This is a genomic window from Streptomyces sp. SCL15-4, from assembly GCF_033366695.1.
In the GTDB taxonomy this organism is placed as follows: domain Bacteria; phylum Actinomycetota; class Actinomycetes; order Streptomycetales; family Streptomycetaceae; genus Streptomyces.
On record NZ_JAOBTQ010000001.1, the window covers coordinates 7,708,567 to 7,730,452 of the forward strand.

The 21,886-nt window shown below is 73.8% G+C and carries 18 protein-coding genes; 14 read left to right on the forward strand and 4 right to left on the reverse strand.

Annotation, left to right across the window (positions count from 1 at the left end; translation table 11 throughout):
• The first annotated feature begins 5 nt into the window (after nt 1–5).
• From SCK26_RS35040 to SCK26_RS35070, 7 genes are all read left to right on the forward strand, one after another.
• Nucleotides 6–566 (forward strand): hypothetical protein, encoded by a 561-nt coding sequence (locus tag SCK26_RS35040; RefSeq protein ID WP_318205400.1) that lies wholly within the window; start codon nt 6–8, stop codon nt 564–566.
• Between the two features lie 11 nt (nt 567–577).
• A complete protein-coding gene (locus SCK26_RS35045) occupies nt 578–775 on the forward strand; it encodes a hypothetical protein (protein WP_318205401.1) in 198 nt (65 codons plus the stop codon).
• A 20-nt stretch (nt 776–795) separates the two neighbouring features.
• Entirely contained in the window at nt 796–1,767 is a 972-nt protein-coding gene (locus SCK26_RS35050; RefSeq protein ID WP_318205402.1) for a peptidoglycan recognition family protein, read from the forward strand.
• Nucleotides 1,768–1,769: 2 nt separating this feature from the next.
• Nucleotides 1,770–2,003, forward strand: a complete 234-nt coding sequence (locus SCK26_RS35055; protein WP_412080809.1) for a hypothetical protein — start codon at nt 1,770–1,772, stop codon at nt 2,001–2,003.
• A gap of 59 nt (nt 2,004–2,062) precedes the next feature.
• Entirely contained in the window at nt 2,063–2,260 is a 198-nt protein-coding gene (locus SCK26_RS35060) for a hypothetical protein (protein ID WP_318205403.1), read from the forward strand.
• Entirely contained in the window at nt 2,257–2,463 is a 207-nt protein-coding gene (locus SCK26_RS35065; protein WP_318205404.1) for a hypothetical protein, read from the forward strand. The genes SCK26_RS35060 and SCK26_RS35065 overlap by 4 nt, the downstream gene beginning before the upstream one ends.
• 75 nt (nt 2,464–2,538) lie before the next feature.
• Nucleotides 2,539–2,748 (forward strand): hypothetical protein, encoded by a 210-nt coding sequence (locus SCK26_RS35070; RefSeq protein WP_318205405.1) that lies wholly within the window; start codon nt 2,539–2,541, stop codon nt 2,746–2,748.
• Between the two features lie 14 nt (nt 2,749–2,762).
• Here SCK26_RS35070 and SCK26_RS35075 read toward each other — a convergent pair whose 3' ends face one another.
• Nucleotides 2,763–2,939 (reverse strand): hypothetical protein, encoded by a 177-nt coding sequence (locus tag SCK26_RS35075; protein ID WP_318205406.1) that lies wholly within the window; start codon nt 2,937–2,939, stop codon nt 2,763–2,765.
• Nucleotides 2,940–3,040: 101 nt separating this feature from the next.
• On the opposite strand from SCK26_RS35075, the gene SCK26_RS35080 reads away from it, so the two are divergent.
• On the forward strand, nt 3,041–4,291 hold the full coding sequence (locus SCK26_RS35080; RefSeq protein WP_318205407.1) for a helix-turn-helix transcriptional regulator: 1,251 nt from the start codon (nt 3,041–3,043) through the stop codon (nt 4,289–4,291).
• Nucleotides 4,292–4,382: 91 nt separating this feature from the next.
• Nucleotides 4,383–4,706: a hypothetical protein gene (locus tag SCK26_RS35085; protein WP_318205408.1), complete on the forward strand. Its 324-nt coding sequence runs from the start codon at nt 4,383–4,385 to the stop codon at nt 4,704–4,706.
• 756 nt (nt 4,707–5,462) lie between these two features.
• Here SCK26_RS35085 and SCK26_RS35090 read toward each other — a convergent pair.
• Nucleotides 5,463–5,690 carry a helix-turn-helix transcriptional regulator gene (locus tag SCK26_RS35090; protein ID WP_318205409.1) on the reverse strand — a complete coding sequence of 76 codons (228 nt, stop codon included), beginning with the start codon at nt 5,688–5,690 and terminating at the stop codon, nt 5,463–5,465.
• A gap of 620 nt (nt 5,691–6,310) precedes the next feature.
• Here SCK26_RS35090 and SCK26_RS35095 point away from each other — a divergent pair.
• The gene (locus tag SCK26_RS35095) at nt 6,311–6,988 is read left to right on the forward strand and encodes a glycoside hydrolase family 88 protein (RefSeq protein WP_318205410.1); all 678 of its coding nucleotides are present in this window, start codon (nt 6,311–6,313) and stop codon (nt 6,986–6,988) included.
• Nucleotides 6,989–7,007: 19 nt separating this feature from the next.
• On the opposite strand, the gene SCK26_RS35100 is transcribed toward SCK26_RS35095, so the two are convergent.
• Complete coding sequence (locus tag SCK26_RS35100) at nt 7,008–7,964, reverse strand: DMT family transporter (protein WP_318205411.1); 957 nt, start codon at nt 7,962–7,964, stop codon at nt 7,008–7,010.
• A gap of 71 nt (nt 7,965–8,035) precedes the next feature.
• Here SCK26_RS35100 and SCK26_RS35105 point away from each other — a divergent pair, with 71 nt between their 5' ends.
• Entirely contained in the window at nt 8,036–8,968 is a 933-nt protein-coding gene (locus SCK26_RS35105; RefSeq protein ID WP_318205412.1) for a LysR family transcriptional regulator, read from the forward strand.
• Between the two features lie 345 nt (nt 8,969–9,313).
• On the opposite strand, the gene murJ is transcribed toward SCK26_RS35105, so the two are convergent.
• Nucleotides 9,314–10,882, reverse strand: coding sequence for a murein biosynthesis integral membrane protein MurJ (gene murJ, locus SCK26_RS35110; protein ID WP_412080876.1), 1,569 nt, complete (start codon nt 10,880–10,882; stop codon nt 9,314–9,316).
• Between the two features lie 268 nt (nt 10,883–11,150).
• On the opposite strand from murJ, the gene SCK26_RS35115 reads away from it, so the two are divergent.
• From SCK26_RS35115 to SCK26_RS35125, 3 genes are all read left to right on the forward strand, one after another.
• A complete protein-coding gene (locus SCK26_RS35115) occupies nt 11,151–11,519 on the forward strand; it encodes a 5-carboxymethyl-2-hydroxymuconate delta isomerase (RefSeq protein WP_318205414.1) in 369 nt (122 codons plus the stop codon).
• A 199-nt stretch (nt 11,520–11,718) separates the two neighbouring features.
• Nucleotides 11,719–17,130 carry a type I polyketide synthase gene (locus SCK26_RS35120; RefSeq protein WP_318205415.1) on the forward strand — a complete coding sequence of 1,804 codons (5,412 nt, stop codon included), beginning with the start codon at nt 11,719–11,721 and terminating at the stop codon, nt 17,128–17,130.
• Entirely contained in the window at nt 17,127–21,884 is a 4,758-nt protein-coding gene (locus SCK26_RS35125) for a type I polyketide synthase (protein ID WP_412080810.1), read from the forward strand. The genes SCK26_RS35120 and SCK26_RS35125 overlap by 4 nt, the downstream gene beginning before the upstream one ends.
• Nucleotides 21,885–21,886 lie beyond the last annotated feature (2 nt).

Here is a 21,886-nt window from a genome sequence, read left to right on the forward strand (position 1 = left end):
ACACCGTGGCTGAGGCATACCCCACGCCCCTCGCGGGGCAGCGGATTACCGCAAGCCTGTTGCGCAGCATGCAGCCGCAGGTCGTCCGCAAGACGTCGGATACGAGCCGCGCGGCGACCACGACCGTGACGCCGGACCCGCACTTGCAGTTCGATCTCGTGGCGGGCGGGGTGTACGTCATGGACGGCTGGATCAAATACGACGGGCCGAGCGCTGCTGACCTGAACATCGACTGGTCGGTTCCGAGCGGGACCCTCGGCGAGTGGGTCGGTTTCGGTGGCGGCCTCTCCCCGATGATCTCGTTCAACGCCAGCGCGGTGCTCGTCACGGACTCGCAGCAGTCGCGCGGCTACACCATCCGTACCGAGTCGACGGACGTCGCGGCGTCCCGGGCATTCGGCACGCTCGGACTCACCGGCGTCCAGCTCTCCGTGGCCCTGTACTCGACGCTCCGCGTCGGTTCGGTGAGTGGCACGTACAGCCTGGACTGGGCTCAGGTCACCTCTGACGCGTCCCCGGTGACGCTCTACACGGACTCGTGGCTCCGCCTCCAGCGGATCGCCTGAACAGGAGAAGCATGCCGAACTACCAGGTAACCGGCCGAAACAACGAAGGGACACCGCTCGCGTCGGTGTCGCTCAGCAGCGTTGACCAAGAGGGCCACGTAGTCGATGACATGACCGTCGTCAATGCGATCCGAGACTGCCTCGCGGGTGTGCCCGGAGTGCAGTCGGTCGTCGCCCTGAAGTACGAGCAGGTCATAACCCGCGTCTGACCAGCAGAAAGTAGGCAGGTATGGCCACTCCAATGACGGCGGCTCAGGTCGTCGCACAGCTGAAGAAGTGGGGTCTCCGCTACGTTGAGATCCCCGGCTGGTCCTCCCACAACCGCAACCAGAAGGGAGCGTGGGGGCCGGTCAACGGCTTCGTGTGGCACCACACCGGCGCCGACGTACGCGACGGCCAGGCGTACGCCTCCACCACCCTGTACAACGGCATCACCGGCCTGCCGGGCCCACTCTGCCAGTTCTCCATCGGCACCGACGGCACGGTGTACCTGGTGGGTTGGGGCCGCGCGAACCACGCCGGCGGCGGCGACCCGGCGGTGCTCGCGCACGTGCAGGCGGAGGACTACAGCGGGCAGCTGCACCCGACGCGCGGCAACTCCAACGGGGTCGACGGCAACGCGCACTTCTACGGCGTTGAGATCCAGTACTCCGGGGGCCACGAGATGAGCGCGGCGCAGTACACGGCGGCGCGCCGGCTGTCGGCGGCGATCCTCGATTTCCACGGCTGGTCGGAGCGGTCGGTCATCGGGCACGGCGAGTGGTCGTCGGACAAGTGGGACCCGGGCTACGCGGCCGGGAAGATCATGGCCATGCCTGCGGTGCGCGCCGACGTGGCCTCCACCCTCAGCGCAGGACCCAACACGCAACAGGAGGAGACCGTGGCACTGACCGCCGCTGACCTGGAGAAGATCCGCAAAGTGGTATGGGAGTCGGACAAGGCCGCCGCTCCCAAGGACGCTCCGGACGCGAAGACGAACCCGACGTGGCAGTACCAGTCGTATCTGAAGGACACGAACGCCCGCGTGCGTGCGATTCAGGTGTCGGAGGCCGCGCAGACGGCGGCGATCGCGAAGTTGGCGGGGCTGGCGGGTTCTGGTGTGGACACGGCAACGGTGGTTGCCGCGGTGAAGGAGGCCATCGCGGACGCGGTGGTGAAGGTGTCGGTCGACGTGACCGGCGCGGATTCGAAGGGGGTCTGATCATGGTGAAGGAATCCACGAAGACGACGGCGCGGACGGTGCTCCAGACGCTGGTGGGTGTGGCGGTTGCCCTGCCGGGGATCGTGGCGGCGTCCGGGGTGCCGGAGTCGCTGCCGTGGGTGGCGGGCGCGCTGGCGGTGGCCGGGGGTTTCGCGCGGGTGATGGCACTGCCGTCCGTGCAGGGCCTGCTGCCGGGGTGGCTGCGGACGGGTGAGGGTGCGGAGGCGAGAGAGTGAGCGTGCCGGACTCGGGCGTGTACATCGCGCCTGCCCAGATGTATCAGGAGTTGCGGTCGTTGAGCGATGGCCTAACCCGGGTCGAGACGAAGCTGGATGGGATCGGCCAGGGCCTCACGGAGTTGGGTAAGGACGTCGCGGACCACGAGACGCGGCTGCGGACGCTGGAGCGGGCCCGCTGGCCTCTGCCGTCGCTGGCGGCCGTGGTGTCGGTGGGAGCGCTCGGCCTGACCTTGTGGCAGGCGGCGGGCCGGTGAGTACCGGGGACGTCGTCTGGGGCGGGCTCATCCTCGCTGGTGCCGGGTTCGAGGCGTACGCGCTGCGGAACGCCCGCGAGGGGGACACGCTGTCGGAGTCGACGCGCCGCTGGTTCCGGGTCCACACGAAGGCGGGCGCGGTTTGCTTCGCCGTGGCGTGGACTGGCTTCGGCGTCTGGTACCTCGACCACATCCTCCGCTGACCGCGCGGTGAGGCCCCGTCCGTAGTGCGCGGGCGGGGCCCTCTGCGATCATCGGGGCAAGAGAAAGGGGGCAGCGTGACGCCTCAGCATTGGATCATCACCGTGCAGTGGGAAGAGAACGGCCACGTCAACGCACGCACCCTCGACGGAACGATCTTGCCCGAAGCCCGCGCCACGCGACGCAGCGCCTACCTCACCATCCTGCGCACCGCCACCGAGCACCTGGGCATCTCGGATCCTGTCGTCCTCTTCTTCGACCTGAGCCCCGAGATCCTCGACAGCTGAACTGCGCCCCGTGGTCACGCCGCCGTGGCGCCCCCGCGCTGCACTCGCGCCAGTTCGGCGCACAGCCGCTCGTACTCCGCCCGCTGCTCCCTGGTGAGGGGTACCGCCGGATGCGACCAGAGCGCGCGGATCGCTGCGTTCAGCTCCGCAGCAGACAGCACCAGGTCACAGGTCACAAGATCGGGGGACATGAGCCCAGCGTACGCCGCCCCCACCCCACAACACACGACACAAAAACGGCCCCGCCCCCTACCCTGACAGTGCGACCCGAACAGAGCTGGAGGGCGAGACCATGCACAACGATGCTACCCCCGACCCCTACGCCAACCCCCTCGCATTCGGACAACGGATGCAAATCCTCCGGCAACGACGAGGAATGAGCCGACCCGTCCTCGCCGGCCTCCTCGGCAAGAGCCCGTCATGGGTGAAGCAGGTGGAGAGCGGCGTGCTCCAGACGCCGAAGTTGCCGACCATCCTCCGTATCGCCGAGCTGCTCCGTGTCCGGGACCTCGCCGACCTCACAGGAGACCAGTCCATGCCGGCCGATCTGTTCATTGGCCCCGGCCACCCGAAGCTCGCCGCGGTGAAGGCCGCGGTGGACGCGTTCCCGTTGGCGACCGACCGGCAGGCGCCGCCCACCCTGCACCTACGGCACCGCCTCGACGCCGCGTGGGCGGCCCGGCACGAGGCACCGAACCACCGTGAGGTCGTCGGCGGCCTGCTGCCCGACCTGATCCGTGACGCGCAGCTCGCCGTCCGGCAGGCTGACACCGCGGCGGACCGGCGCGCGGCGCAGGCTGTCCTCTCCGAGGTGTACTCCCTCGCCCAGTTCTTCGTCGCATACCAGCCCGACAGCGCCCTGCTCTGGCGAGTCGCCGAACGCGGCATGGTCGCGGCCCAGGAATCGGAGGACCCGCACGCCATCGGTGTGGCCGCGTGGCTCGCCGCCCAAGCCCACCGCGACACCGGGCCCGTGCACTTCGACGCCGCCGACTCCGTCACCCTCGACGCACTCCGCTACCTCGACCACCATCTCCCCGACGTCGACGACAGGGTGCTGGCCATCGCCGGCGCGCTCCAGTTCGAGGCCGGGTACACGGCGGCGCGCCGGGGTAAGACCGGGGAGGCGTGGGGGTGGTGGGACCGGGCGGAGAAGACCGCGAAGAAACTGCGCCCCGACTACTACCACCCCGTCACCTCGTTCTCGCGGGCCATCATGGGCGCCCACGCGGTGACCGTCGCGGTTGAACTGCACCAGGGCGGCGAGTCCGTCCGGCAGGCCGCGCGGGCGGACAAGCACGTCATCAAGTCCCGGCCTCGGCGGGCCCGGCACCGGATCGAGGAGGCCCGTGCCTACCAGCTGGACGGGCAGCCGGACGTCGCGCTGGCCACGCTGGACAAGGCGTGGGAGTCGGCTCCGGAGACCATCCAGTACAACGGCTACGCCAGGAGGATCGTGCTGGAGGAGACCGAGGCGAAGCAGCCCGAACGGCGGCAGCGGGCGTCTGAGCTGGCGGTCAAGCTGGGGATGTTGGCCGCGTAAGCATGGGGCAGAAACTCTGCCCCACCCTCAGCAGACGGGCTTCTACGGTCAGTTGCGTGACCCAGCCGCGCTGACCGTGGAGGCCCGACTCATGCCAAGCGACACCGCGGGCACTCAGCCCGCGCTCGCCGCCCTACCACTCCCGAAGTACGACACCCTCACCCCGGACCAGGCGCGCGGCGCAACCTGCGTTTGGGACGGGACCCGACTCACCGGCGAGACCGCGGTGGACCTCGGCCCGCGCCGCGACGACGACGGGGTGTGGTTCCCGCGGGCGTGCCGGCCGTGCGCGCAGAAGCAGGCGATGGACGCGCTGGTGGAGCACAGCAGCGAGTGCGAGCAGTGCGTGGACGACCACAATCTCTGCCCCGAGGGCAGCACGCTGGTCCGCGCGGTCCGTGAGGCACGGCGATGATCTGCACGCGCTGCGATCAGCCGATCCGCGAGGACGAGGGTTACGACACGGTCATCCACCACGGCGCGACCGGGGCCAAACCGACGCAGTACGTCCACAAGCGGTATTGCCAGCCTGCTCCGAGGCAGAGCTACCTCTCGCACCGCCTACGCAGGTAGCGTCCCCAGATTCCGGCGCCCGGGGGTGGGCGCCGGCGGCCACCCGCGAAGGGCCTGCCCGGGTGGCCACGGTCCGCCGCCGGTTTTCCCTTGGGCCGGCGGCGGGCCACAACTCAACAGAGTGACCGCAGTCGGTGAGCAGTCGTTGGCGATACGCCACTCGTGTGGCCCTATCGAAGGAGATCACGTGGCCGCTATCTGCCCGAACTGTCACCTCCCGGAAATGATCGCGTACGTCGTCAACGACGAGGGACTGCACCCCTTCCCGTGTCTGGAGTGCAACACGGGGACCGTCCGCTCCACCCCCTACGGGCATCTCTCAGGGGCGGCGCCGTGCGGCACCAGCGGCTGCCGGGGGTCGGTGCGTGACGACTACCAGTACGACGCCAAGGGGCGTCTGCACCGCCTGGACCGCGTCAGGTGCCAGTTCTGTGGAACCAACGAGACAGGAGTGATTCATGCCGGAAATGCGAAACAACGTGCCCTGCCCTAGGCCCGGCTGCACCGGCTCCAGGTGCGACATCGTCATCACCGACGACGACGGCACCTGGATCGGCCAGAGTTCCGAGCCGTGCAACGTGTGTGGTAGCTGACCGGTCTACCGGACGAGGTCGGCGAGGGGGACGTCGAGGGCGTTGGCGATGAGGAGTAGGTCGGTGAGGTCGGGGGCCCGGTGGGCGTTCTCCCAGCGGCTGATGCTCTTGTGGTCGCGGCCGATGCGTTCCCCGAGCTGGACCTGGGAGAGGCGGGCCGCGCGACGGGCGTCACGGATGCGAGTCCCGATCTCGGCGCGGCGGCGGGGTACCCAGTCGGGGAGGTCGTGCACCCGCTTGATGGTCTGGTGATCTTGCGGGGATGTCTTTACCCACCTGGGTAAATCTCATCCGGCGGGGTACTCGACAGATATATGCAGGAGGAGTACCAATTAAATCAGCACGGTCTGTAGCGAAGTCGCACTCACTGTGTTGAGATGGCATATGCCGGACCGTACTGGCGTTCGATCCGGTCGCTCCTTGACGCCTGAATCTGCCACCCCCCAGCAGGCCCGGCACGGCCGACCGTGCCGGACGGACCGTCCGCCCGCCGTGAGCACCCCCTCGACGGCGGGCGGACGGAACTCCGTGCCCGTCGATCGCAGGTCGCACCGCTCGTTCGAGCGAGTGACACATGCATAGTGCATGCGTTACACAGACGGGGCCAGGGCGGGGGTGATGTCTGCCTCCGCGGGTGGTCAACCCCCGCCCTGGCCCTACAAGGATGGCCCCCCGACGTCCGAGACGTCGGGGGGCCATCCGCCCCTCTCATGGGGAACGGATGGGAAACAGATCTTGTGAACCTGGGTCAACTCAAACCAACCGCAGTCAACCCAGGTCAACTCCCCTCGGTGACGTTTCCCAGATAGGCGCCCCACCTGCGGAAACGTCACTCACGTGCATCATGGACACGATGATGAACCTCGATCTGCTGGCGTTCGCGAGCCGGCAGACCGGTGACGGCAGGTATCTGGACATCGCGGCGGCGCACGCGCGCACGGCCCGGCGTGTCTTTCCCCGCCCCGACGGATCGACCCCGCACGTGTTCGACTTCGACCCGGACACCGGCGCACCCCTCGGACCCGCCACGGTGCAGGGCTACGACGCCTCCTCCTGCTGGTCGCGGGGACAGGCGTGGGGCATCTACGGCTTCACCACCATGTACCGCAGGACCGGCGACACCGGTTTCCGGGACACCGCGCGCGCACTCGCCGACTACGCCATCGAGGCGCTGACCCCGGACCACGTTCCCGTCTGGGACTACCGCGCGCCGCAACAGCCGTACGACGTCAAGGACGCCTCCGCCGGGGCGATCATGGCGTGCGGTCTGCTGGACCTGCACGCGGCGACCGGACGAAGCGGCTACCGGGAGGCGGCGCTGCGGATCCTCACCGCGCTCGCGGAGACATGCCTGACCAGGAACTCGGCCCGCGCGGAGGCGGTGATCGCCCGCTGCACCCGCAACCGTCCGGCCGAGGACGGCGTCGAGATCTCGCTGCCGTACGCCGACTACTACTTCCTCGAGGGCGTCCTGCGAGTGCTCCGCCCGGCCGACGTGGACCGGGCGATCGACCTGTCGCAGCCCGCCTGACCGCGCGGACCGCGACGGCTCAGCGGCGTATGGACGCCTCGTCGGCGCGTTCGCCCGTGCTCTCCTCGCGGCCGGCGCGCCCGGCGACGGCCCGGGGCCGCGGCGCCGCGGCGGAGCCGCGGCGGTTGATCAGGACGACTCCGGCCACGACGACGGCACCGCCGAGCAGCTCGATCGGGTGCGGGATCTCGCCGAGCCAGACGAAGGACACCAGCAGGGCGACGGGCGGCACCAGGTACAGCGCGGCGGTGGACGTGGAGAGCGGGAGCCGGGCGACGGCGTAGCCCCAGATGACGAAGCCCAGCGCGGACGGCAGCAGCCCGAGGAAGAGGACGGCCAGCAGCGCGTCCAGGGGAGCGTGGGTCACGGCCCGGGCCGTCGCGGGCACCAGCGGCAGCGCGAACACCGTGCCGGCGATCATGGCGTACGTGGCCACCTCCAGCCCGGTGTAGCGGCGCAGCAGCGGCTTGGTGGCGAAGTGGTAGACGCCCTGGACGACGGCCGCGGCCAGGACCACCAGGGACGCGGCGGTGAACCCGGACACGCCTTCACTGAGGGTGACGACGGCGGTGCCCGCGAGCGCGATGACGCTGCCGACGGCGACGTTGCGGCTGATGTGTTCGGCGAGGAAGACGCTGCCGAGCAGGACGCTGAAGACGGGGGCGACGGCGATCAGCAGGCTCGCGGTGCCCGCCTCGACGTGGATCTCGCCCCAGTTCAGCAGGATCTGGTACGCGGTCATGCCGGTGAGCCCGCACAGCGCGATCTGCGGCAGGTCCCTGCGCCGGGGCACCCGGACGCCGGCGAACGGCGCCAGGACGGCCAGGACGGCGGCGGCGATGGCCAGCCGCAGCAGCGAGAGCGCCGCCAGGCCGAGCCCGCCGACCCCCACCCGGATCGCCGGGAACGCGGACGCCCAGAGCACCACCGTGCCGGCCAGGGCGAAGAAGCTGGGGGAGGCGAACGGTTTGCGCATTCCTCTACGATGCCGAGAGCGAAACGAGAAGGTCCAGTTAGCTTTCGTTATGTGAAGCGTAAGCTGTGGTGATGCTTGATGTGCGCCGGCTCAGGATCCTGCACCACCTGGCCATCCACGGCACCGTCGCGGCGGCGGCCGAGGCCCTGCACCTGACCGCTCCGGCCGTCTCCCAGCAACTGGCCGTCCTCGAACGCGAGGCCGGTCTGCCCGTCGTGGAGAAGCACGGCCGCACGCTGCGGCTGACCAGCGCCGGAGAGCTGCTGGTCGCGCACGCGGAGGTGGTCCTCGGCGACCTCGCCGCCGCGGAGTCCGACCTCGCGGCGCTGCGCGGTGGCGAGCGCGGCCAGGTCCGGGTGGCCGCGTTCTCCTCGGCCGCCCGCGCGCTGTTCCCGGCCGTGTACCGGGCGCTCGCCGAGGAGGACGAGGCGTGGTCGCGCCGGCTCGTCCTCCAGCTCACCGTCCTGGAGCCCGGGGACGCGCTCACGGCCCTGCACAAGCGGGAGATCGACGTGGCCGTCGTCCACGGCTACACCGTACTGCCCCGCGACTTCCCCTCCGGCAGCGAGCAGGAGGCCCTCATGGACGACCCCGTGGTGGCCGTGCTGCGTCCCGGACACGCGGACCGGCTGGGGCTGGCTCCCGGGCAGCCGGCCGACCTCGCCGCGCTCGCCCGGGCGCCCTGGCTGACGCCCGCGCCGGACACCTCCTGCTACGAGATGATCCAGCGCACCTGCGGCGCCGCCGGGTTCGTGCCCGACATCCGGGTGCGCAGCAGCGACTTCGCCGTCCTGACCGCGCTGGTCGCGGCCGGCGCGGGTGTCGCGCTGGCGCCCCGGCTCGCCGTCCCGGACGACATCGCCGGCGTCAGCCTGCACCCGCTGACCAGGCCGGTCAGCCGGACCATCTTCACCGTGAGCCGCTCGGGCACCACCCGCCGGCCCGACATACACCTGCTGAACTCCCTGCTGAAGCGGGCAGCGGCCGGCCACCCTCACACCTGACGCCCACCCCGCCGCCAGGCGCCGGCCATCCCGGCGCCCGCCGGCCGCGCCGGGCATGTGTGCGTCTGACGGCTGTCCTGCCGGCCGTGCCGAGCGTGCCGGCGTCTGGTGGCCTGTCCTGCCGGGCCGTGTCGGACATGTGCGTGTGGGGTGGCCGCCCTGCCGGGCCGCGCCGGGCATGTGTGCGTCTGACAGCCGCCCACGCGGGCCCGCGTCAGGCATGTCTGCGTGTGACGGCCGTGCCGGTCACCGCTGCCGGCCGCTCTGCGGGTCGCGTCGGGCATCCCGGTGGCCGTCGGCCGCCCCGTCGGCCCGCCCGCGCCTTGCGGCACCTCGCCGGTCGTGTCAGCGCAGGCCGGGCAGGTGCCGTAGCTCCGTGATCCGTAGCAGGCGGGCCGCCGCGAGGTAGCCGGCGGCCAAGGTCACCGCGCCCGCGGCCAGGGAGAGTGCCGTGGGCCAGGTGCCGGTGCCCAGGCGGGCGGCGCAGACGTGCGCGACCGCCCAGCCCAGGGCCGCGGCCGGCCCCGCGGCGGCCAGCAGCTTGGCGTAGGTGCGGCGCAGGGCCCCGTCGTCGAGGCGGCCGCCGACCCGCCTCCGCAGCAGCCGCGCGGTCACCACGAGGCCGACCGCGTACGACAGCGTGTACGCCCCGGCCATCGCCGTGACCGCCCAGCGTGCCGGCAGCAGCACATGGCACGCGGTGGCGAGGGCGACGTTGACCACGGCGACCCACGCCGCCATGAAGAACGGCGTACGGGTGTCCTCGAAGGCGTAGAAGCCGCGCAGCAGCAGGTACTGGGCGGAGAACGGCACGAGCCCCGGGCCGAACGCCTGGAGCATGTGACCGAGCGGCCGGGCCGAGGTCGCGTCGGCGGCGCCGTGGGCGAACAGCAGCACCGCCAGCAGCGGCCCCAGGGCCAGGAAGAAGAAGGCGGCGGGCACGATGACGGCGCCGCTGACCCGCAGGGCGCGCGACAGGTCCGCCCGCAGGTCGGCGACCCGTCCTTCGGCGGCGGCCCGGCTCATGCGCGGCAGCAGCGCGGTCACCAGCGACACGGTGACGATGGACTGCGGCAGCATCCAGATGGTCTGCGCGTAGGTGTACGCCGAGTAGCCCGCGCCCGCGTCCGGCAGCTTCTGGTCGGCGGCGTTGGCGTAGTTGGTGACCACGGCCAGGGCCACCTGGTTCGCCAGGACGTACAGCAGGGTCCACTTGGCCGCGTGCACGCTGGAGCCGAGACCCGTGCCGCGCCAGTCGAAGCGCGGGCGGAAGCGGAAGCCGGCGGCGCGGGCGAACGGGATCAGCGCGAGGGCCTGCACGGCTATGCCCGCGGTCGTGCCGATGCCCAGCAGCCGGACCTGGCCGGCCGTGATGTCCTCGACCCGGTCGGGCGCCGTCATCAGGCCCAGGTAGGCGCCGAACATGGCGACCAGGACGACGTTGTTCAGCACCGGCGTCCACATCGCCGCACCGAACTTCTCGCGCGCGTTGAGGACTTGGCCGTAGATGCCGGTCAGGCCGTAGAAGAAGATCTGCGGCAGCAGGTACCGGGCGAAGGTCACCGTCAGCCGGTAGGCCTCGTGGTTGCCTGGTGTGTCCCGCATGTAGACGCCGACGATCTGCGGCGCCGCCCACACCGCCAGCGCCGTCCCGGCGCCGAGGACGCACACCACGAGGGTCACCAGCCGCTGCTCGTAGGCCCGGCCCTGGTCGGGGTGGGTGGCGCGGGCGCGCACCAGCTGCGGGACGAGGACGGCGTTGAGGGCGCCGCCGATCAGGAGCGTGTACAGACTGGTCGGCACCGTGTTGGCCGTGTTGTAGGTGCTCGCCAGCAGGCTCGTGCCGAGCGCGGCCGCCTGGAGCACCGTGCGTATGAGTCCCGTCGCCCGGGACACCACGGTGCCCGCCGCCATCAGCAGCGAGGCGCGGGCCGGCCCGCCCTGTGCCGGTCTCTTCCCGCGCCGGCCCCGCCTGCGACGGTCCGCCCGGCCTCCGGGGGCGGCGTGCCGGCCCCGGGCCCGGTGCTGCGCCGGCACCGCCCGTGGCCTCGTCTTCGCGTCCTCGATCATGCGCACAACCTATGTGAGCGGGTCGCGGGGGCCGGGGCGGGCGTCGGGGAGCGGACACCGTGGGGGAAAATAGTTGCCTTGAGAAACTAGGAAGTGTGATGAAAGGTCCCGCATGCCGCACCTCACCATCGACTACTCCTCCCACCTGGCCGGAGTCCTCGACGCGAGCGTCCTCGTGAAGGAGCTGCATCCGCTGGTCCTGGAGGAGTCCGGCTCGGCGGGCGTGTGCAAGACGCTGGTCCGGCCCGTGGAGACGTACGTCGGGGACATGTCGAGCGGGGAGACGGGTTTCGTGCACGTCGAGGTGGGCCTGCTGACCGGCCGTCCCGAGCACCAGCGGGCCCGCCTGTCCGAGAGCGTGCTCGCCCTGCTCGACGGACACCTGCGGGCGGCCGGAGTGCGCGAGGCGGTCGTCACCGTGGAGGTCAGGGAACTGGCCGGCAGCTACCGGCTGTCGTCGCTCTCCACGGCCGGCGGGTGACGCCGGCCCGGTCACGTGGTGCCGTCACCGCCGGGGGACCCCTTAGCCGCCGAGGGGGTCCCTGGGGGCCGTAGGGGTGTCTTGCGTCACCGCCCCCTGCCTAGCCTCCCACCAGCGGAGGGGAAGCGGACCGGCGACCGTCCGGAGGCGATCCGCACGGCCCAGGCCCTCACTTCGATCCCGATCGGATGGCGCGCTGGTGAACAACGAAGAGCAACTGCTCGACTATCTCAGGCGGACGACGGCGGACCTGCGGGAGGCGCGGCGGCGGCTGCGCGAGAACGAGCGACGCGCACACGGCCCGGTCGCCGTCGTCGGCATCGGCTGCCGCTACCCGGGCGGCGTCACCACCCCCGAGGACCTGTGGGACCTCGTCGCGACCGGCACCGACGCGGTGACGGACTTCCCCGCCGACCGCGGCTGGGACGTGGACGCCCTGTACGACCCCGACCCGGCACGGCCCGGCAAGACCTACGCCCGCACCGGCGGATTCCTGCACGACGCCGCCGACTTCGACCCCGGCTTCTTCGGCATCAGCCCGCGCGAGGCCCTCGCCATGGACCCGCAGCAGCGGCTGCTGCTGGAGACCTCCCACGAGGCCTTCGAACGGGCCGGCATCGTCCCGGCCTCCCTGCGCGGCAGCCGGACCGGCGTGTTCGCCGGCGTCATGTACAACGACTACGCCACCCGCCTCGGCTCCGTGCCCGACGACCTCGGCGGCTACCTGGCCAACGGCAGCGCCGCCAGCATCGCCTCCGGCCGCGTCGCCTACACCTTCGGGCTCGAAGGGCCCGTCGTCACCGTCGACACCGCCTGCTCCTCCTCCCTGGTCGCCCTGCACTGGGCGGTACGGGCGCTGCAGTCCGACGAGTGCTCCCTGGCGCTGGCCGGCGGGGTCACCGTGATGTCCACCCCGGAGACCTTCGTCGACTTCAGCCGGCAGCGCGGGCTCGCCCCGGACGGCCGCTGCAAGGCGTTCGCCACCGCGGCCGACGGCACCGGCTGGGGCGAGGGCGCGGGCATGCTGCTGCTGGAACGGCTCGCCGACGCCCGCCGCAACGGCCACCCGGTGCTCGCCGTGATCCGCGGCAGCGCGGTCAACTCCGACGGCGCCAGCAGCCGGCTGACCGCGCCCAACGGCCCCTCCCAGCAGCGCGTCATCCGGCAGACCCTGGCCGGCGCCGGGCTCACTCCCGCCGACGTCGACGTGGTCGAGGCGCACGGCACCGGCACCTCCCTCGGCGACCCCATCGAGGCGCAGGCGCTGCTCGCCGCCTACGGCCAGGGCCGCGAACGGCCGCTGCTGCTGGGCTCGGTCAAGTCCAACCTCGGGCACACCCAGGCCGCCGCGGGCGTCGCGGGCGTCATCAAGATGGTGCTGGCCATGCGGCACGGCGAGGTCCCGCCCACCCTCCACGTCGACGCGCCCACCGACCAGGTGGACTGGAGCGCCGGAGCCGTCGAACTGGCCCTGGAGCGGCGCCCGTGGCCCGCCACCGGACGGCCCCGCCGCGCCGCCGTCTCCTCCTTCGGCATCAGCGGCACCAACGCCCACGTCATCCTGGAACAGGCGCCCGCCGACCCCGAACCGGCCGAGGACACACCCGGCGCACCCGCCCGGGAAGGCGGTTGCGTCCCCTGGATCGTCTCCGGCCGCACCCCGCAGGCCCTCACCGCGCAGATCGCCCGGCTGCGCGAGCACCTCGACGCACACCCCGGCGCCCGCCCGGCCGACCTCGGACTGTCGCTCGCCACCACCCGCGGCCGCCACGAGCACCAGGCCGTCGCCGTCGGCCGGGACACCACGGAACTGCTCGCCGCGCTCGGCACCGCCACGCCGCTCACCCGGACCGGCGGCAAGGCCGCGTTCCTGTTCACCGGGCAGGGAGCCCAGCGCATCGGCATGGGCCGCGCCCTGCACCGCGCCTTCCCTGTGTACGCCGAAGCCTTCGACGCGGTGTGCGCCCTCGCCGACCCGGGCCTGGAACGGCCGCTCGCCGAGGTGATCGACGGCGACGCCGCCCTGCTCACCCGCACCGACTACGCGCAGCTCGCCCTCTTCGCCACCGAAGTGGCCCTCTACCGGCTCCTGGAGTCCTGGGGCATCACCCCCGACTACCTGGCCGGCCACTCCGTCGGCGAGATCGCCGCCGCGCACGCCGCCGGGGTGCTGTCCCTGCCCGACGCCATCAAGCTCGTCCTCGCCCGCGGCACCCTGATGGCGGCCCTGCCCGAAGGCGGCGCCATGGCCGCGCTGCGCGCCACCGAGGAGGAGATCACCCCCCACCTGGACGACCGGGTCGGCCTCGCCGCCGTCAACGGCCCGCGCTCGGTGGTGATCTCCGGCGCCGAGGACGCCGTCGACGCCCTCGCCGCCCGCTTCGGCACCGGAAAGCGGCTCACCGTCTCGCACGCCTTCCACTCGCCGCTGATGGAGCCGATGCTCGCCGGCTTCGCCGAGGCCGCCGCCGCGTGCTCCTACGCCGAGCCCCGCATCCCCCTCGTGTCCACGCTCACCGGCGCCCTCGCCGACCCCGCGCACCTGACCACCCCCGGCTACTGGGTGGAGCACGTCCGCCGGACCGTCCGCTTCGCCCCCGCCATGACCACCCTGCGCGAGCTGGGCGTCCGGGCGTTCCTCGAAGTCGGCCCGGACGCCGCCCTGACCGCGCTCGCCGCCGACTGCGTGCCCGGGGACAGCGTGACCGTCGCCGCACTGCGCCGGGCCGGCGACGAGGAACGCGACCTGGTCACGGCCGTGGCCCGGCTGCACGCGGCCGGCACGGACGTCGACTGGGCGGCCTTCTTCACCCCGCACCACGCCCGGCCCACCGCCCTGCCCACCTACGCCTTCCAGCGCGAACGCCTCTGGCTGGACGCCGGCTCCGGCGGCAGCGGCGACGCCGGCGGCCTGGGCCAGAGCGCCACCGGCCACCCCCTGCTGAGCGCCGCGACCGATCTGCCCGACACCCAGGGAGCGGTCCTCACCGGCCGGCTCTCCCGGGCCACCCACCCGTGGCTCGCCGACCACGCCGTGCACGGCACCGTACTGCTGCCCGGCACCGCCTTCGTGGAGATGGCCCTCCAGGCGGCGCGGCACACCGGCTGCGACAGCGTCGGCGAACTCACCCTGCACGCCCCGCTGATCCTGCCCGAGCAGGGCGCCCTCGCCGTCCAGGCCGCCGTCGGCGCCGACCGGGACGGACAGCGGGAGCTGACCGTCTGGTCCCGCCGCGCTGACACCCCCGACGCGCCCTGGACCCGGCACGCCGCGGGCGTCCTCACCCGGCCGGCCGCCGAGGACACGGACCCGGCCGGGCTCACCGACTGGCCGCCGCCGGACGCCGAACCCGTCGGCCTGGACGGCCTCTACCCGGCGCTGGCCCGCACCGGCTACGGCTACGGCGAGGTCTTCCAGGGCCTGCGCGCCATGTGGCGGCGCGGCGACGAGCTGTTCGCCGAGGCGGCCCTGCCCGACGGCGCCCGCGCCACCGCCGCCGCGTACGGCGTGCACCCGGCGCTGCTGGACGCCGCCTTGCACGTCAACCTGCTGGACCTGCCCGGCGGCCAGGCGGTCCTGCCGTTCGCCTGGGACGGCGTCACCCTGCACGCGGCGGGCACCGACACGCTGCGCCTGCGCCTTACGCCGTCCGGCCCCGACACCGTCGCCCTCACCCTGGCCGACGCCACCGGCGCACCCGTCGCCACCGTACGCGGCCTGGTGGCCCGCCCCGTCTCGGCCGACCAGCTCGCCGGCGACGGCGACGACCCGCTGTACCGGGTGGACCTCGTCCCGGCGCCCGCCGCGGCGGCCCCGGCCCCGCCCGCGGCGGCCGTGTGCGGCCTCGGCGGCAGCGACCCGCAGCACACCGGCCTCGACGCCCCCCACCACCCGGGCCTCGACGCCCTCGCCGCCGCGGGCCCCGTGCCCGATCTGGTCGTACTGGCCGTACCGCCCGTCCCCGACGCCGCACCGGACCTGCCCGCCCTGGTGCGCGCACGGGTGCACGCGGTCCTGGACGTGCTGCGCGGCTGGCCCGCCGACGAGCGGTACGCCGGGCGGCATCTCGCCGTGCTGCTGCGCGCCGGCGACCTCGCGCACGCGGCCCTGTCCGGACTGGTCCGCGCGGCCCAGGCCGAGCATCCCGGGCGGTTCCTGCTGGTCGACAGCGACGGCAGCGCCGGCCCCGGACCGGCCCTCGCCACCGCGCTCGCCGCCGGGGAACCGGAGGTCGCGGTGCGGGACGGTGAGGTACGGCTGCCCCGGCTGGCCCGCGCCAAGCCCGGCGGCGCGCCCGCCTGGGACCCGGACGGCACCGTCCTGATCACCGGCGGCACCGGCGGCCTCGGCGCCCTGATCGCCCGCCACCTGGTCACCGCGCACGGCGTACGGCGCCTGCTGCTGGCCGGCCGGCGCGGCCCGGACGCCCCCGGAGCCGCCGAACTCGCCGACGCCCTGCGCGAGTCGGGCGCCGAGGTGACCCTCGCCCGGTGCGACGCCGCCGACCGCGACCAGCTCGCCGCGCTGCTGGCCGAGCACGACGTACGGGCCGTGGTGCACGCCGCCGGCGTCGTCGACAACGGCGTGCTGGCCGGCCTGGACGCGGACCGTGTGGACCGGGTGCTGCGGCCCAAGGTGGACGCCGCCTGGAACCTGCACGAACTGACCCGCGACCAGGACCTGTCGGCGTTCGTGCTGCTGTCCTCCACCGCCGGTCTGCTGGTCGGCGGCGGCCAGGCCAACTACGCCGCCGCCAACACCTTCCTCGACGGCCTCGCCGCGCACCGCCGCGCCCTCGGCCTGCCCGCCGTCTCCCTCGCCTACGGCCTGTGGTCCGGCACCGGCGGCATGGGCTCCGGCATCGACGCCGCCGACCTGGAACGGCTGCGCCGGCTGGGCCTGCCGCCGCTGACCCCCGCACAGGGACTGCGTGCCCTGGACGCGGGCCTCGGCGGCGAGGACGCCGTCCTGGTGCCCGTACGCCTGGACACCGCCGCGGTGCGCGCCCGGACCGACGGCGTACCCGCGCTCCTGCGCGGCCTGGTCCGGCCCGCCCGGCGGCCCGGCGCCGAACCCGGCACCCCGGCCGGTTCCTGGCGCGAGCGGCTGGCACCGCTGGCCGACGCCGACCGCGACCGCGCCCTGCTGGAGCTGGTGCGCACCCACGTCGCCGCCGTGCTCGGGCACCCCTCGCCCGAGTCGGTGGACCCCGGGCGCGCCTTCCAGGAGATGGGCTTCGACTCGCTCGCCGCCGTGGAACTGCGCAACCTCCTCGCGGGCGCCACCGGCCTGACCCTGCCCGCCACCCTCGTCTTCGACCAGCCCACCCCCACCACCCTCGCCGCCCACCTCAAGACCGCGCTGGTGCCCGGACCCGCCGACCGGGCCCGGTCGGCGCTGGCCGAGCTGGACCGCCTCGAAGCCGCGCTGCACGCCCTGCCCGACGAGGCCGGCAGCCACGCCCGCGTCACCGCCCGTCTCGAAGCGCTGCTGCGCGACTGGCAGGACACTCACGGACGGCACCCCGCGCCCGGCGCGCCCGAGGACTTCGGCGACGCCAGCGACGACGAACTCTTCGCCAGGATCGACAACGAACTGGGAGCCCTGTGATGGAAGACTCGGCCACGGCCGGCAAGCTCCGCGACTACCTCAAGCGGGCCACGACCGAGCTGGAGCGCAGCCGCCGCCGCGTGCGGGAGCTGGAGGACCGCGAGCACGAGCCCGTCGCCATCATCGGCATGGGCTGCCGCTACCCGGGCGGTGTGCGCACCCCCGAGGACCTGTGGCGGATCGTCGACGAGGGCATCGACGTCGTCACCGAGTTCCCTGCCGACCGCGGCTGGGACACCGAGGCGATCTACGACCCGGAGCCCGGCGCCCCCGGCAAGACCTACGTCCGCCACGGCGGCTTCCTGCACGACGCCGCCGAGTGCGACCCCGCCTTCTTCGGCATCAGCCCCAAGGACGCGCCCGGCACCGACCCGCAGCAGCGGCTGCTGCTGGAGGTCACCTGGGAGGCCTTCGAACGGGCCGGCATCGACCCCACCACCGTCAAGGGCACCCCGACCGGTGTCTTCGTCGGCCTGATGCACCACGACTACATCGGCGGCACCATCTCCGGCAGCATCGTCTCCGGCCGCATCGCCTACACCCTCGGCCTGGAGGGGCCCGCGGTCACCATGGACACCGCCTGCTCCTCCTCCCTGGTGGCGCTGCACCAGGCCGTCCAGTCGCTGCGCAAGGGCGAGTGCTCCCTGGCGCTGGCGGGCGGCGCCGCCGTCATGGCCAGCCCCGAGATGTTCATCGAGTTCAGCGAGCGCCGCGCGCTGTCCCCCGACGGACGCTGCCACTCCTTCTCCGACGACGCGGCCGGCGCCGCCTGGGCCGAGGGCGCCGGCATGCTGCTGGTGGAGCGGCTGTCCGACGCGCTGCGCAACGGCCACGAGGTGCTGGCCGTCGTGCGCGGCTCGGCCGTCAACCAGGACGGCGCCTCCAACGGCCTGACCGCGCCCAGCGGCCCGGCCCAGGTCCGCGTCATCCGGCAGGCCCTCGCCGACGCCCAGCTCGCCCCGCACCACATCGACGCGGTCGAGGCGCACGGTACCGGCACCACCCTCGGCGACCCCATCGAGGCCCAGGCCGTCATCGCCGCCTACGGACAGGACCGGCCGGAGAACCAGCCGCTGTGGCTCGGGTCCCTCAAGTCCAACATGGGCCATCCGCAGGCCGCGGCCGGTGTCGGCGCCATCATCAAGACGGTCATGGCGATGCGCCACGGCACCCTGCCCCGCACCCTGCACGTCGAGAAGCCCTCCACCGCCGTCGACTGGAGCGCCGGAGACGTCCGGCTGCTCACCGAGGGCCGCCCCTGGGACACCCCCGACGGCCGCCCGCGCCGCGCCGGCGTGTCCTCCTTCGGCATCTCCGGCACCAACGCCCACACCATCCTGGAGGAGGCACCCCCCGCCGGGACCGGACAGGCCCCTGCCGAGCGGGCCGCGCTGCCCGTCATCCCCTGGGTGCTGTCCGGCAAGGGCCCCGACGCCGTCCGCCGGCAGGCCGAACGGCTCCTCGCCACGGCCGGCGGCCTCGACCCGTACGACGTCGGCTACTCGCTGGCCACCACCCGGACCGTGTTCTCCCACCGGGCCGCCGTCACCGGCCGGGACCGCGACGAACTGCTGGCCGGCCTGCGCGCCGTCGCCGACGGCCACCGGCCCGCCGAGGCGGCCCCCGAACCCGGCCGGCTCGCCGTGCTGTTCTCCGGCCAGGGCTCCCAGCGGCCCGGCATGGGCCGCACCCTGTACACCGCGTTCCCGGTGTTCGCCGCCGCCTTCGACGAGATCTGCGCCGCGTTCGACACCCACCTGGACCGGCCGCTGCGCGAGGTGATGTGGGACCAGGACACCGACCCCGCGCCGCTGCACCGGACCGCCTACACCCAGGCGGCCCTGTTCGCCTTCGAAACCGCCCTGTACCGGTTGCTGGAGCACTGGGGCGTGCGCCCGGACCTGCTCGCCGGGCACTCCGTCGGCGAGGTCGTCGCCGCGCACGCGGCCGGCGTCCTGGACCTGAAGGACGCCGTCGCCCTGGTCGCCGCCCGCGGCCGGCTCATGCAGGAACTGCCCGCCGGCGGCGCGATGGTGTCCCTGCTCGCCACCGAGGCCGAGGTCACCGCGCTGCTCACCGACGGCGTCGACATCGCCGCCGTCAACGGCCCGCGCGCGGTGGTGGTCTCCGGCGACGAGGACGCCGTACTCGCCGTCGCCGCCCGGGTGGAGAAGTCCACCCGGCTGAAGGTCTCGCACGCCTTCCACTCCCACCGCATGGAACCCATGCTGGACGCGTTCCGCGAGGTGCTTGCGGGACTGACCTTCCGCGAGCCCGCCGTGCCGGTCGTCTCCAACGTCACCGGCCGCCTGGCCGACCGGCTCACCTCGCCCGAGTACTGGGTCCGGCACGTCCGGGAGGCCGTCCGCTTCCACGACGGGGTCACCACGCTGGCCGCCGAGGGCGCCACCCGCTTCCTGGAGGTCGGCCCCGACGCGGTGCTCAGCAACCTGGCCCAGGACACGGTGCCGGTCGTCGTCGGCACCCAGCGCCGCGACCGCGACGAGGACGCCGCCCTCCTCGACGCCGTCTGCCGGCTGCACCTGACCGGCACCGGCCCCGACTGGACGGCGGTGTTCGCCGGAGGCCGCAAGGTCGACCTGCCCACCTACCCCTTCCGCCGCGACCGGCACTGGGAGGACGCCCCCATCCTCCAGGCCGAGCGGTCGGCGGCGGCCCGCGCGGGCGGCGACACCGCCGACCCGTTCTGGGACCTCGTCCGCGACCGGGACGTCACCGCCGTGGCCGCCACCCTCGGCGTCGCCGACCAGACCTCCGTCGCCGCCGTCGTACCGGCCCTGGCCGCCTGGCACGAGCGGCGGCAGGCCGACGCCGCGGCCGACGGCTGGCGGTACCGCGTCGCCTGGGAGCCGCTGGCCCCCGCCGCCACCCCGGCGCGCGGCGGGCACTGGCTCGCCGTCGTCCCCGCCGCCGGCGACCCCTGGACCACCGCCGTCCTGACCGGGCTCGCCGGACACGGCCTCGCCCTCGACACCCTCACCGTGCCCGCGACGGCCGGCCGCGCCGAACTCGCCGCGCTGCTCGCCGGACGGGACGGCGTCGACGGAGTGCTGTCCCTGCTGGCGCCCGCCACCGCGCCGGCCGTCACCGCCGCCCTCGTCCAGGCCCTCGGCGACGCGCAGGTCACCGCACCGCTGTGGTGCCTCACCCGCGACGCCGTCGCCCACGGCCCGGCCGCCGCCGTCACCGGCCTCGACCAGGCCCCGGTGTGGGGCCTCGGCCGGGTCGCCGCCCTGGAACACCCCGAGCGCTGGGGCGGACTGGCCGACCTGCCCGCCGAGCCCGGCCCGCAGGTCCTCGCCCGGCTGGCCGCCCTGCTCGGCGACGGCGGCGGCGAGGACCAGGTCGTCCTGCGCGAGACCGGCGCCTACGGCCGGCGCCTGGAGCCCGCCCCCGCCCGCGCCGGCGCCCCCTTCAAGCCGTCCGGCACCGTGCTGGTCACCGGCGCCACCGGCGCCGTCGGCAGCGCCGTCGCCCGCTGGCTCGCCGCCGAGGGCGCCGACCACCTGCTGCTGACCTCCCGCCGGGGCATGGACGCGCCCGGCGCCGCCGACCTGGTCCGCGAACTCACCGACGCCGGCACCCGGGTCACCCTCACCGCCTGCGACGTCGCCGACCGCCGGGCCCTGGCCGCCCTGCTGGACTCCGTACCGGCCGAACACCCCCTCACCGCCGTGCTGCACCTGGCCGGCGTCCTCGACGACGGCGTCCTGGACGCCCTCACCCCCGAACGCTTCGCCCGCGTCCTCGCCCCCAAGGCCGACGCGGCCCGCCACCTGCACGAACTCACCGCGGACCGGGACCTGTCGGCGTTCGTGCTGTTCTCCTCGCTGACCGCCACCGTCGGCGGCGCCGGCCAGGCCAACTACGCCGCCGCCAACGCCTACCTCGACGCCCTCGCCGCGCACCGCCGCGCCGCCGGGCTGCCCGCCGTCTCGATCGCCTGGGGACCGTGGGGCGGCGACGGCATGGCCGCCCACGGCACCGTACGCTCCGCCGCCCGCGCCATGGGCATGTCCCTCCTCGACCCCGGCCGCGCGCTCACCGCGCTGCGCCGCGCCCTGGCCGGCGGCGACACCGCCGTCACCGTCGCCGACGTCGACTGGACGGTGTTCGCGCCCGCCTTCAGCGCGACCCGGCCCAGCCCCCTGCTGGCCGCGCTGCCCGGAGCCCGCCCCGGCACCGGCGGACCCGAACAGGCGGGCGCCGCCGACGGTTTCGCCGAGAAGCTCGCCGGCCTCACCGGCGGCGAACGCGACCGCGCCCTGCGGGAGCTGGTGTGCGGCCAGGCCGCCGCCGTCCTCGGCTACGGCGGCGCCGACGCGGTCGAGCCGACCACCGCCTTCCGCGACCTCGGCTTCGACTCCCTCACCTCCGTCGACCTGCGCAACCGGATCAGCGCCGCCGCCGGGGTGCCGCTGCCGGCCACGCTCATCTTCGACTACGCCACGCCCGCCGCCCTCGCCCAGCACCTGGGCACCGAACTCGCGGGCTCCGCCACCTCCTCCGTGGACTCGGTCCTCGCCGACCTCGACCGGATCGCCGCCCGGCTCGGCGGCCTGAGCGCCGAGGACATCGAAGAGGGCGGGATCACCAACCGCCTGCGGTCGCTGCTCGGCGACCTGGACACGGCCCCCGGCCGGGAGGAGGCCGGCAGCGTCGCCGGACGGCTCGAGGACGCCACCGCCGACGACGTCTTCGCCTTCATCGACAACGAACTCGGCTCGGCCTGAGG